This is a genomic window from Actinomyces sp. HMT 175, from assembly GCF_016694895.1.
Taxonomy (GTDB): domain Bacteria; phylum Actinomycetota; class Actinomycetes; order Actinomycetales; family Actinomycetaceae; genus Actinomyces; species Actinomyces oris.
The window spans coordinates 990,157-1,002,164 of sequence record NZ_CP068012.1 but is presented as its reverse complement, the minus strand read 5'-3'; the positions used below and the strand labels follow the sequence as shown (position 1 = coordinate 1,002,164).

The window sequence follows — 12,008 nt, the reverse complement described above, 5'->3', positions numbered from 1 at the left end:
ATCGTAGTGACCAACAATGATTGACAGAGCAAGAACCGTGGCCGACACCAAGAAGAGCAGCACCATGAACAGAGCCTCCGCACCGCAAGCACCCACCACCGCAGGAAAAGAGATGAACCTCACGCCCACAGTCGATGAGCCGATCATCCCTCATGGCCCCTACTCCACGCTGATGGCGTCGCCCACTACCCAGGCGGAGGCCACGATGGCGGAGATCAAGAACTACATCCTGCGCTCCGGTCTGCAGATGGGTGACGCGTTGCCCACGGAGTCCCAGCTGTGCACCGACCTAGGAGTATCCCGCTCCTCCGTGCGCGAGGCCGTCCGCACCCTCGTCGCCCTCGACATCGTCGAAGTACGCCACGGACACGGAATGTTCGTCGGCCAAGTCTCCATGCGCCCCATGGTCGAGTCCCTCATCTTCAAAGGCCTCCTCAACCCCGGAGACGACCACCGCGGACTACGCGACATCGTCGAAGTACGCATCACCCTCGACAACGCCCTGGCCGAACCCGTCACCCACGCCTGGCACAACCGCCACGACCCCGAGCTCAACACCCTCGTCGACAACATCGAGCACCTCGCCTCCCAAGGCAAGCTCTTCACCGACCAGGACCGCTGCTTCCACACCCGCCTGCTCCAACCCCTCGACAACCACCTCTACCTCCACCTCACCGAAGCCTTCTGGGCCATCCACACCCTCACCGTCCCCCTCCTGGACGCCCCCAAGCTCGAAGACCTCACCAGCACCGCCAAAGCCCACCGAGCCATGCTCCAAGCCGCCCACGCCGGAGACACCCCCGCCTACCGCAAAGCCATCACCGACCACTACGCCCCACTCCTCGCCGTCCTCACCTAAGACAACCCAGCGGAGAACTCCTCCGTCAGGGCCGGATAGGTGCCGGCCTGCGCCACGGCCACGACATTGAGGCGCGGATCCTCCGGACGGAGCAGCCTGTCCATCCACAGGTCGCGTGCCGCCGTCAGCCCCTGCGCGAGCCATCGCGCGTTGACGAACTCCATGGCGTGAGTGCCCCCGGGATAGACGTGCAGCTCGGCATCTCCGCCGTCGCGCCACACTCTGGAGGCGAAGGCGACGTCCTCGTCCCGGAAGACCTCTGCGGAGGCCACCGAGATGAACAGCGGCGGCAGCCCGCCCAGCCAGGCGGCACGGGCGGGGGCCTCATAGGGGGTGACCGATTCCGTGCCTCGCCGCTCCCCCAGCGCCGCGTCCCAGGCGACGTTGTTGTACGCCGTCGGCCAGGTGCCGTCGTCCGGGTACTGACGCGCCGAGACCGAGCCCTGCCAGTGCGGCATGCCGGTGCGGTCATCCAGCATGGGGTAGTCCAGCAGCCCGCCGAGAACGGCCGGCCCCCGTCTGTCTCGCGCCATGAGCAGCGTGCCGGCGCTCAGCCCTCCCCCGGCACTCGGCCCGACGACGATGACGCGCTCCGGATCGGCACCGAGCTCCTCGGCGTGCTCGACCGCCCAGCACAGCATGGTGTAGCAGTCCTCGACGCCGGCCGGTGCCGGATCCTCGGGAGCCAGACGGTACTCGGGGCTGACGATGACGCCCCCGTACCGCCGCAGCCACGGGACAACGGTCGACAGACCGTTGAAACGGCAACCCATCACCAGCCCTCCCCCGTGCAGAGAGAGGAACAGGGGGCCGGGGCGGCCCACGCAGGCACCCTGGGCGCTTCGTGCAACCGCGGCGGGAAGCGTCGTCCCGTCCTGACGAAGGACGTCAACGTCCTCCAGGTCGATGTCGGGGTGCTTGAGCAGGAAACCCGCCCGGACCTCGTCGGCCGGTGCGCGCCAGCTCGGGATCTTCTGCACCGTCATGGTCCCGAAGACGCCGAGCGGCTCGATACGCTCGAGCAGGGCGGCGGTGGCACTGTCGTAGGCAGGACGGGCGGGGAGCTCCTCATGCGTGCGAGACATGCCGTAACTGTTGCACTGTGAGCGCTGTAGCACCAACTCACTCACAATCAGTCACTGATCTACGGTACCGGTGCCCACCGCCAGCCGGCCGACGACGTGTCTCTCGATGGCACCCGCCCTCAGTACGGCATCCGCCCGGATGCCTCGAGATCGCACGGGTGAGGACGATTCGACATTCACCAGCGTAAATGAACCAAAAGTCGGACAATGGGGTCATGCAGGTATCCCGCGGTGTCATGTCCGGCCTCACCACCACCCCGATGACTCAGTCATCCACGGCGATCGCCGAGATCAAGAACTACATTCTCACCAAGGGCCTGCATCCTGGTGACGCGTTGCCCACGGAGTCCCAGCTGTGCACCGACCTAGGAGTATCCCGCTCCTCCGTGCGCGAAGCCGTCCGCACCCTCGTCGCCCTCGACATCGTCGAAGTACGCCACGGACACGGAATGTTCGTCGGCCAAGTCTCCATGCGCCCCATGGTCGAGTCCCTCATCTTCAAAGGCCTCCTCAACCCCGGAGACGACCACCGCGGACTACGCGACATCGTCGAAGTACGCATCACCCTCGACAACGCCCTGGCCGAACCCGTCACCCACGCCTGGCACAACCGCCACGACCCCGAGCTCAACACCCTCGTCGACAACATCGAGCACCTCGCCTCCCAAGGCAAGCTCTTCACCGACCAGGACCGCTGCTTCCACACCCGCCTGCTCCAACCCCTCGACAACCACCTCTACCTCCACCTCACCGAAGCCTTCTGGGCCATCCACACCCTCACCGTCCCCCTCCTGGACGCCCCCAAGCTCGAAGACCTCACCAGCACCGCCAAAGCCCACCGAGCCATGCTCCAAGCCGCCCACGCCGGAGACACCCCCGCCTACCGCAAAGCCATCACCGACCACTACGCCCCACTCCTCGCCGTCCTCACCTAAAACAACCAACAAAGGCCCCCTGCGGCGCTTTCCGCCCCAACACAATGGAGCCCCTACCACCCGCAATGGGTGGTAGGGGCTCCATGCTGCGTTCCCGAACGGGATACTCGCCCTGTACCCTCACCGGGTAACCGCGGGCATTATTCGTTGGAAACTCATGTAGTGGTGGAGATGGGGGGAATCGAACCCCCGTCCGACGGCCGCACAACAGGACTTCTCCGGGTGCAGCTCGCTAGCGTTTTTCTCGGCCCCGGCGTCTCACGCGAGCAAGGACGCCGACGGGCTCAGTCGATGAAAAGTCCCGAGAGCCCTACCGACACGGGCTCTCAGCAGTGGCTTCCTAGATGACGCCAGGAACCGGGGCGGAAGCGCTCCCCGGGCTGACGGACTTCGAGGCTCGCTCAGGCGGCGAGGGCGAAGTCGGTGCGAGTGTTATCGGCACCTATTGGTTCGCGCAGAGCGTTGACGAGATGACTGCGCATCCTCGACCCGCTTCTCCTGAACCTACGACCGTCGTCGAAACCGATCATCCCCTATGAAGGTGTCACCGGGCTCCCGCAGGAGACCCGGAACGCGCTCTCAGCAGAGCCAGGCCACTCTAGCAGAACCAGGAGACGAGAGCACTGAGGGCTACTGCTCCATACCTCACGCGGCCGGTCAGCAGGTAGAAACGCTCAAGGAGCCCTGCTCCCTCCTGCCTCAGCCCCGACGCCGGTTGGCGGCTGCCATGGCCCGGGCCGCCTCCCGCTTGTCCTGCGCCTCACGCAACGCCTGGCGCTTGTCCCAGTCCTGCTTACCCCGAGCCAGGGCGATCTCCAGCTTGGCGCGTCCCCCGATGAAGTACAGCTCCAGCGGGACCACCGTGTAGCCCTTGGCCTGGACCCTGGTCGCGAGGCGTTCCAGCTCGCTGCGGTGCAGGAGCAGCTTGCGCTTGCGACGCGGGGAGTGGTTGTTCCACGTCCCCTGCAGGTACTCGGGGATATGAGCCCCCTGGAGCCAGGCCTCGCCATGGCGGTCGATCTCGATCCAGGCCTCGGTCAGCGAGGCCCGCCCCATGCGCAGCGCCTTGACCTCGGTGCCGGTAAGGACCAGCCCCGCCTCGTAGCGGTCCTCGATGAAGTAGTCGTGGGTCGCCTTGCGGTTCCGGGCCACCGTCTTGTGGGCGTCGGAGGCGGCCTTCGCCTTCTGCCCGGCCGTTGGCTTGGGCGCCCGAGCGGACTTGGAGGCAGGGGTCATCGGCCTGTCCTTTCACGAGTACGGGATGGCTGGCGCTCCCCGTCAGGACGGCCCGGAGTTCCCTCCGAGCGGGCCGAGCCCGACCGGGGCATCGTGGCGTGACACGACGACGCGCAGGGACAGGAGTCTACGGGCCCCGTCAAGAACGACCCGGCTAGAAGCCGGGCAGGGACATCGGATCGATGTACGCCCCGTCCTGGGCCACCTGGAAGTGGACGTGCGCCCCGGTGGCGTAGCCGGTTGAGCCGGTCGCGCCGACGACATCGCCGCGCTTGACCTGCTGGCCGTCGGCGATGCTGCGCGAGGAGAGGTGGCACAGAGTGATGACGTAGGAGTGCCCGTCAATGATGCCGCCGTTGATGTCAATGCCGATGCCGCAAGACTCGGAGTCCCAGTAGGTGGCCACTCCGGAGACCGCCGCGTACTGGGGCGTTCCCTCACTCGCGGCGAAGTCGACCCCCTGGTGTCCTGTGGCAACACCGGTGACCGGGTGGACGCGGTACCCGAAGGGCGAGGTCACCTCGAGCGGGCCGGTGATCGGGTGCCCGATGTACCCGCTTCCCAGGGAGTCGGCGCCGATCGAGCTGGCGGGGACCGAGGGCATCGTTCCGGCGCTGGCCGCGGCCCGGTTGGCGGCGTCGATCTGGGCGACTCGTGCGGCCGCTGCCGCCGCATCGGCGTTGGCCTGATTGAGCTGGGACTGCAGATCGCTCTTACGGCTCTCCAGCGCCTCGGCGGCCGACTTCTTCTGGGCAGCCAGCTTGGCGACCTCGTCCCGCTTGGTCTTGGCCGCGTCCCGGGCGGCCTTGGCGTTCGCCTCGGCGGTGTCAGCCTCGGTCTTGAGCGTGCTGACTCGCGTGGTGGCAGCATTCTGCCTGGCCTCACGGTTGGCGTTCTGAGCACGCTCGACCTCGGCGGCGGACAGTACCGCCTCCTGGACTCCCGAGCCGATCTCAACCGCTGAGGCGCGCTGGCTGAGCTCCTCGACGTCCTGAGAGGCGAGGACATAGCTCCAGGAGGTCACCGAGTTGTCCCCCTGATAGGTGGACACCACGATCTCCGCCACCGAGTCGGAGGTCTCCTCGGCCGTCTTCTTGGACGCCTCGGACTCCTTCTTGACCGTCTCCAGGCTGTTCTGCGCCGTGGTCAGGCGGTCACTGGCGATCTGCTGCTCCCTCTCCTTGGCGGCCAGATTCGTCTCGGCGGTGGTCAGCTGGGTCTCCGCGGTGCTCAAGGAGGCCTGGGCGTTCTGAAGCGAGATGTATGCCTGTCCCAGATCGGCGCTGACCCCCTCCAGCGAGGACATCACCTGCTGCTGCTTGCGCTGCGCCTCGTTCTGCTTGGCAACGGCGTCGTCTCGCTCATCAGCCAGGGAGATGTCCCCGGAGTAGAAGAAGACGAGGCTGGCGGCCGCCAGGGCGCAGACTGCGGCACGCCGGCGTGAGCGGCGCAGGAACAGACGAGACAGCATGTGAGATCAGATCCTCGTGTACTTGGACAGCGATAGGGCGGAGGAGACCGCGGCCAGGGCGATGGCGGCCAGGATCAGCCAGGGCGACAGGAAGAGGACATCCCTGGTGCTGATGAAGGCGCTCGTGAAGGAGATGGATGAGGCGAGCCACCCCTCCACGACGTAGCGGACTCCCAGCCACAACGTGGCCACGGCAAGAATCGCCCCGGTGAGGGCGGCGATGACCCCTTCGAGGATGAAGGGCAACTGGATGAAGAGGTTCGAGGCCCCCACCAGACGCATGATCCCGGTCTGTCGGGAGCGGGACATGGCCGACAGCCTGATGGTCGTCGAGATGAGCAGCACCGCGGCCACCGCCATGATGGTTGCCAGCCCTCCCGTGATCCAGGAGGCCCGGTTCATCACGAGGAAGAGCGGCTCGAGGGTAGAGCGCTGGTCGACCACCCGCTCCACGCCGCTGTGCCCCTCGAACTGCTCGGCCACCAGCTTGTAGTTCTCGGCGTCCTTGAGCTTGATGCGGAAGGACACGGGCATCATGTCCTCCGTCGCGTTCCTCCCGACGGCGGACTTGGCGTAGGCCTTCATGAAGTTCTGATAGGCCTGGGCCTTGGTCTCCATCTGGTAGGACTTGACGTAGCCGGAGGGGGCGCCGCTGGTGATGAGGTTCTCGACCTCGCTGATCTGAGCGGCGGTGGCCTCGCCGTTGGCGCAGTTGGAGGAGGCCGAGGACTTGGGGCACATGTAGACCGAGACCTCGACCTTGTCGTACCAGTCGCCCTTCATGGTCGAGATCTGGCTCTGCAGCAGCGACGAGGCCCCGACGAAGAGCAGCGACACGAAGGCAACGAGAATCACGGACACCGTCATCGCCAGGTTCCGGTACATGCCCTTGGCGGTCTCCGACAGGACGAAACGCAGTCTCACAGTTCTTCTCCTTCAGCGATCCGAGCCGTAGACGCCGCGGTCCTGGTCGCGCACGACCTCGCCGCCCTTGAGCTCGATGACGCGTTTACGCATCTGGTCGACGATCTCGTCGTCGTGAGTCGCCATGACGACCGTGGTCCCCTGCCGGTTGATGCGGTCGAGCAGACGCATGATCCCGACCGACGTCGAGGGGTCCAGGTTCCCGGTGGGCTCATCAGCCAGGAGGAGCTTGGGCCGGTTGACCATGGCGCGGGCGATCGCCACGCGCTGCTGCTCACCACCGGAGAGCTCGTGCGGCAGGCGCCTCTCCTTGCCGGCCAGCCCCACCAGATCGAGGGCCTCGGGCACAGCGGAGAGGATGTAGTGGCGCGGCTTACCGATGACCTGGGAGGCCAGCGCCACGTTCTCCAGGACGGTCTTGTTCTCCAGGAGCCGGAAGTCCTGGAAGACGAAGCCGATCTCCTGCCGCAGCTGGGGCACCTTCCACGAGGAGATCTTCGACAGGTCACGTCCCAGGACGTGGATGCGTCCCTTGGTGGGGCGCTCCTCCCGGATGACCAGCCTCAGGAAGGTCGACTTGCCCGATCCCGAGGCGCCGACAAGGAACACGAACTCGTCACGATTGATCTTGATGTCGACGTCGTCGAGCGCCGGACGCATCCCCCGGTCATAGACCTTCGAGACGTGGTTGAAGCGGATCATCTGCTCGTTGCTCCCCTGCTGCGCCCCGAGCACGGCACTCGGGTTCATGGCGTTGTGGCCACCGTATGCGCCGACACGCCATTTTTCCGCCGTGACACGCCCAGCGTCGATGTGGCTTGTGATGGCCGGGACGCGGCGTGATCCTCCTGTGATCCCAGACCTCGACAGCCCCAAGCTCCAACCACTGACCGGCAACGCACCCTAGGCTTGGGAGCATGAGTGAGACCTCCCTATCGCCCGCGCTGACACGTGCCTTCGAGGATCGCGTCGACCTGGGTTCCTGGGCGGGCTTCACCTCGTCGCTGGCCCGGTTCCTCGACGAGGTGTGCAGGCCGCCCGCGCAGCGGGGAGAATCCGTCGAGGCCGCCATTGACCCCTCCGGCGGTACCCTGCTGCTGACTGCCCCGCTCCCCATGGTCAAGCCCGAGGAGCTGGTTCCCCAGGGGCGCTGGTCACAGCTGCTGGCGAGGCTGTCCCTCGTCACTCCCCCGGTCCCCTCCCCGGACCTGCCGGGCGTGGTCCTCGTCGGTCGCTCCGACGGCGTCGAGGTCTCGCTGCCCGAGCTCGATGCGCAGGGACGGGTGCTGCTGGGCCCCACCGAGCGCAGAATCCTGGGGGCGATCGGCTGGCAGGAGAGCCATCACGTCTTCGCCAGGCTGCTGTCCGACGCAGACGAGACCGCCGACCTGGTGACCCGCATCCTCATCGAGGTGCTCGAGGTCGCCCATCCCGCGGACCTGGACTACCTCCTGCGCGCGCACTCCGACATCAGCTGACCCCGAGGGCCTGCTCGACGAGATCATCGGCGAGCTCATAGACGGGCCACCGCTCCCCAGTCTGATCCTCACTGCGCGCACAGGCCGGATCGATGACGAAGGACTCAGGGCTCTGCGCGTGCGTCGCGCTGGACTGACCAAGCCCGGTGGGCTCAGTGGACTCGGTGGACTCACTGAGCTCGGTGGACCCTACGGACTCTCGGGGGTCTCCAGGCCCCGGGGCCGGTGAAGCCGAGGCGCCTGAGGCCACCGCCTCAACCTCCCAGTGATCCGACGGGACGCGCTCCTCGCCACCGGGCTCGAGCTCGGCATCACCGGTTCCCGCCCCGGAGGAGGCCGACGGCGCCGACTCCGCGGCTCTGACGCGCGCAAAGCGGGACTCCCCTCTGGTCAGGTCGTGACCGGCGGCCTGAAGCGTAATGACGTTGGTCTCGTGCTTCCTGCCGTTGCTCTCCCAGGACTCCTGGGAGAAGCGTCCGGTGAGCAGGACTGCGTCCCCTTTGCGCAGGGAGTGGCTCAGATTGGCGGCGAGCTGGCCCCACGCCTTGGCGGTGAACCAGATCGTCTCGGCATTGTTCCAGCCCTGCTCAGTGCGGTAGGTGGGGGTGACGGCGACGCGGAAACGGCAGTAGGGACGGGCATTGTCCCCGACACGGGACAGGGCCGGATTGGTTCCGACGACGCCCTGAACGGTGAGGTCGAGCTGACGAGTCATGAGGGGCTCCTTGGTTGTGGGCGGGCGGCCCTCTGCCGCCCCTTCACCACAACGGTGCTCGGACCGTCCCTCAAGTGCCCAGCCGGCCGCGCGCTCAGTCCCCACCTCTGTCTCACCGAAGGGCAGGCTCAGGGCTGTGGCCACACAGCTGCCTTGCACAGACGGGGTTAGAGCCCCAAAGCCGATTGCAGCACCCGGTGCTTGTCCAGAATCTTGCCAGCCGGCCGGCTCAGTCCTCGCTCAACCACGGACTCCAGGCGGTCACGCACCCGTTGTCCATAGCGCTGCGCCTCACGGCGCGCTCTGCTGCGCCGGCGCACCGTGGCGATCAGGAGCGCCAGGAGTCCGACGGCGACGAGGCAGACCGGGGCGATCTCGATGCTGCGGTGCAGGACCTCGAGCCCCTCTCGCACCACGGAGGCGGTCAGCCACGACACCCCGCCGAGCACCATGAGCAGGCCTCCCCACCACAGCAGGTCGATCAGCGGCTGGCGGTGCCCCGGCAGCGCCACTGAACCAACCGCCTCGGCGGTCTGCCCCGCTAAGGTCTCCGGGGAGGCGACGGAGGCCTCCAGACTCCGGGCCCACGTGGGCGGCAGCCCCTGCGAGGTGCGGTGGACCCAGGTGGAGTGGGCCGAGGACACCGCGGTGCGCGAGGGCGGTTCGGGACGGGCCAGTGCCCTGGGCAGCACCCTGGACAGCCCGGCCCTCACCGAGTCCTCCACCGCCTGGGCGCCGGAAGCCTGCAGCAGCACCTTGGTGGTCTCCTCGGTGAGCTCGGCATCGAGCTCCACCTTGTTGCGAGCCACCGTGGGACGCAGACGACGGGTGATCGCGTCGAGCTCGGCCGAGGCCGTGCGTGCCGCGTTGGACTCCCGGGCGACGCGCTGGCGCAGCATGCTGCGCACGACGTCGAGGTTGTCGCCGCGCACGGCCGAGACCGGGAGCACCTGAACCTGACTGAGCCCGTCGTCCTTGAGAAGAGACCCGACGTCATCGAGCAGACTCGCCAAGCCGCTCTCCGGGAGGGTATCCACCTGGTTGACCAGGACGAGCATGTCCTCCTGGCGGGCGCCCAGTCCGCGCAGGTAGCCGTCGTGCAGGGCCGCGTCGGCGTACTTCTGAGGATCGACCACCCACACGAGGATGTCCGCCAGCGGAACGAGGCGATCCACCTGTAGGGAATGCTCCGTCGTCACCGAGTCGTAGTCGGGGACGTCGAGCAGGACCAGACCGGCCATGGAGCCCTGGTCCTCGCCGTCGAGGATCGAGTCCCTCCGGATTCGCCGTTCCGAGGAGACCCCGAGGAAGTCCAGGAGCGGGCCGGCGTCGTCACCCCAGGAGCAGGCGGCGGCCCGCGACGTCGTGGGGCGACGCGCGCCGACATCTGCGAAGTTCAGCTGAGTCAAGGCGTTGAACAGCGACGACTTGCCCGAGCCGGTGCCCCCGAAGAGCGCGACGACGGTGTGATCCACTCCCAGCGCCAGACGCTGGGCCACGGCATCAAGTGCCTTGTGAGCAGGGATCGACAGGGAGGCCGGAACCTCCGTGGGGCACAGGCGCAGCGCCTCCCGAACCGCGCTGAGACGGGCATCGAGGTGCTCGGCGTCGAGCACCTCGAACCCTCTGTGCGCCGAGGAGGTGGAGGGGACGGATTCGGAATGGCTCATGCTGTGGCTCCGGGACGGGTAAAGGGCTTGAGCTCGCCCGAGCGCAGACGCAGCGCAGCGGCGAACCCAGGGGCGGGGGCGAGCGAGGTGGCCGCCCCCTTGGGGACTGTGGCAGTCAGCGCCTCGGTGACCGCTTCCACCAGGAGAGCACTGGCCTGAGCGGTCTGCTCCTCCAGTCCCAGGCGTCTGGCGGCTGCAACAGCCCCGTCGACACCGGCTGCCGCGGAGATGAGGAGGTCGATGACACTACCGGGGCTCAGTCTACGGATGTCCTGCGGGTTCTCGATATTGGCCTCCAGGTAGCCGACCCAGGCCTCAATGGTCGCGGCTGCGTCATCACCCTGCCCCAGCAGCCTGCGAGCGTGCTCCTCGGCCCCCGCTTCGGCCCAGGCCCTACGAGCCTCGGCGCTCAAGGCGATCATGGCGGCCTGGAGCTGGTTGGCCAGGGCCTCGCGGGCATCAGTGGCCAGCTGGGAGAGCCCCTCGGCCCGGGCCTTGTCCGCCCGCCCCAGGAATCCTCTGCGCAGCCTGCCTCCCTGGGCCAGCGAGGCCAGGGGGCCTCCGGAGGAGGCCAGGGTGATCCACCGGGTGGCGGTGGCGCCCTGGCCTGCTGAACCGGCCCTGATGTCAGCGCTCAGCGCCTCAATGGCGGTCTCCCTCAGCTCCTGGCACGTCCTCTCCAGCTCCTGGGCCACCGCGTCCTGGGCGTCGACGTCGTCGGCCAGGCGCTCCAGGTCGGCGCGCAGAGTGCTCCACACCCCCCTGCCGGTACGCCGCACGAGACCGGCTGCGCGGTGACGCCCGGCGAGGAGCTGCAGCCAGTCACGCAGCTCGCTGACGCCGTCATCCGACAGGAGCCCCTCGTGCGGCCCGGCATCCGGGACGACGAAGAAGGGCGCCTCCGACAGCCCCAGCCCCTGCAGGCGGGTAATGAGATCCCGACGCACCTCGGGCAGGATCTTCGCCGGTACCCGGTTGAGAACCACGCCGATGGGGGTCTCGCGGCGCGCGGCCTCCTCCAGCGTCGTCCACGGCGTCTGGTCGCCGTAACGCGCCGCGGTGGTGACGAAGAGCCACAGGTCGGCGGCCTCCAGCAGCCTGCCGGCCAGAGCCCGGTTGGCCTCGTGCACGGAGTCCAGGTCCGAGGCATCGATCAGGGCCAGGCCGGCCGGAATGGCAGCGGAGACCTCCTGGCGGCAGACCTGGGTCAGAGGGTGCTCGGACAGCGAGTCCATATCCTCAGGATTGGCCACCAGGACCGGGGTTCGAGTGGTGGGCCGGAGTACTCCGGCGACTGAGACCTCCTGGCCGAGCACGGAGTTAACGAGCGTGGACTTCCCGGCTCCCGTGGATCCCCCAACCACCACGATGGAGGGAACATCAGCATCCTGGAGGCGGGGAACGACCTGGTCACGGACCTGCCCGATGAGACCGTCGCGCAACGTGCGCGCAGCCTCGATGCCGTCGGCACTCAGGGCCAGGTCGAGGCGCTCGAGGTCCCGGACCAGGTCGGACAGGACATCGAGGAGCTGAGCGCGACTCAGGGCGGAGACGGGGGCATCGTCCTTGGAGTGGCGCGAGGGGACAGGAGCGGGCATGTGCCAACACTATGAGCACAGCGCAGCAGAGTCGACG

General features: G+C 67.6%; 11 protein-coding genes and 1 other RNA gene. 3 read left to right on the top strand and 9 right to left on the bottom strand.

Annotation, left to right across the window (positions count from 1 at the left end; all coding sequences use genetic code 11):
- The first annotated feature begins 112 nt into the window (after nt 1–112).
- Entirely contained in the window at nt 113–859 is a 747-nt protein-coding gene (locus JJJ14_RS04290) for a FadR/GntR family transcriptional regulator (protein ID WP_411674817.1), read from the top strand.
- Here JJJ14_RS04290 and JJJ14_RS04285 read toward each other — a convergent pair.
- Nucleotides 856–1,944 carry an alpha/beta hydrolase gene (locus JJJ14_RS04285; RefSeq protein WP_101559913.1) on the bottom strand — a complete coding sequence of 363 codons (1,089 nt, stop codon included), beginning with the start codon at nt 1,942–1,944 and terminating at the stop codon, nt 856–858. The two genes, JJJ14_RS04290 and JJJ14_RS04285, sit on opposite strands and share 4 nt — an antisense overlap.
- 215 nt (nt 1,945–2,159) lie before the next feature.
- On the opposite strand from JJJ14_RS04285, the gene JJJ14_RS04280 reads away from it, so the two are divergent.
- Nucleotides 2,160–2,879 carry a FadR/GntR family transcriptional regulator gene (locus JJJ14_RS04280; RefSeq protein WP_201444775.1) on the top strand — a complete coding sequence of 240 codons (720 nt, stop codon included), beginning with the start codon at nt 2,160–2,162 and terminating at the stop codon, nt 2,877–2,879.
- Nucleotides 2,880–3,042: 163 nt separating this feature from the next.
- Here JJJ14_RS04280 and ssrA read toward each other — a convergent pair.
- The 5 genes from ssrA to ftsE all read right to left on the bottom strand — a co-directional run bounded on the left by ssrA (nt 3,043) and on the right by ftsE (nt 7,212).
- Nucleotides 3,043–3,413, bottom strand: a transfer-messenger RNA (tmRNA) gene (ssrA, locus tag JJJ14_RS04275).
- Between the two features lie 165 nt (nt 3,414–3,578).
- Nucleotides 3,579–4,115: an SsrA-binding protein SmpB gene (smpB, locus tag JJJ14_RS04270; protein WP_004565296.1), complete on the bottom strand. Its 537-nt coding sequence runs from the start codon at nt 4,113–4,115 to the stop codon at nt 3,579–3,581.
- Between the two features lie 154 nt (nt 4,116–4,269).
- Entirely contained in the window at nt 4,270–5,586 is a 1,317-nt protein-coding gene (locus tag JJJ14_RS04265; RefSeq protein ID WP_004565298.1) for a peptidoglycan DD-metalloendopeptidase family protein, read from the bottom strand.
- Between the two features lie 6 nt (nt 5,587–5,592).
- Nucleotides 5,593–6,510, bottom strand: a complete 918-nt coding sequence (gene ftsX, locus JJJ14_RS04260; protein ID WP_004565299.1) for a permease-like cell division protein FtsX — start codon at nt 6,508–6,510, stop codon at nt 5,593–5,595.
- A gap of 12 nt (nt 6,511–6,522) precedes the next feature.
- Nucleotides 6,523–7,212, bottom strand: a complete 690-nt coding sequence (gene ftsE, locus JJJ14_RS04255; protein ID WP_004565300.1) for a cell division ATP-binding protein FtsE — start codon at nt 7,210–7,212, stop codon at nt 6,523–6,525.
- Nucleotides 7,213–7,427: 215 nt separating this feature from the next.
- Between ftsE and JJJ14_RS04250 the strand changes: the two genes are divergently transcribed.
- Entirely contained in the window at nt 7,428–7,988 is a 561-nt protein-coding gene (locus JJJ14_RS04250) for a TY-Chap domain-containing protein (protein WP_075415567.1), read from the top strand.
- On the opposite strand, the gene JJJ14_RS04245 is transcribed toward JJJ14_RS04250, so the two are convergent.
- The 3 genes from JJJ14_RS04245 to JJJ14_RS04235 all read right to left on the bottom strand — a co-directional run bounded on the left by JJJ14_RS04245 (nt 7,981) and on the right by JJJ14_RS04235 (nt 11,971).
- Nucleotides 7,981–8,703 carry a single-stranded DNA-binding protein gene (locus JJJ14_RS04245; RefSeq protein ID WP_201444774.1) on the bottom strand — a complete coding sequence of 241 codons (723 nt, stop codon included), beginning with the start codon at nt 8,701–8,703 and terminating at the stop codon, nt 7,981–7,983. The two genes, JJJ14_RS04250 and JJJ14_RS04245, sit on opposite strands and share 8 nt — an antisense overlap.
- 167 nt (nt 8,704–8,870) lie before the next feature.
- Nucleotides 8,871–10,373, bottom strand: coding sequence for a GTPase (locus JJJ14_RS04240; protein WP_004565303.1), 1,503 nt, complete (start codon nt 10,371–10,373; stop codon nt 8,871–8,873).
- Nucleotides 10,370–11,971, bottom strand: coding sequence for a GTPase domain-containing protein (locus JJJ14_RS04235; RefSeq protein ID WP_009747438.1), 1,602 nt, complete (start codon nt 11,969–11,971; stop codon nt 10,370–10,372). The genes JJJ14_RS04240 and JJJ14_RS04235 overlap by 4 nt, the downstream gene beginning before the upstream one ends.
- Nucleotides 11,972–12,008: the final 37 nt, after the last annotated feature.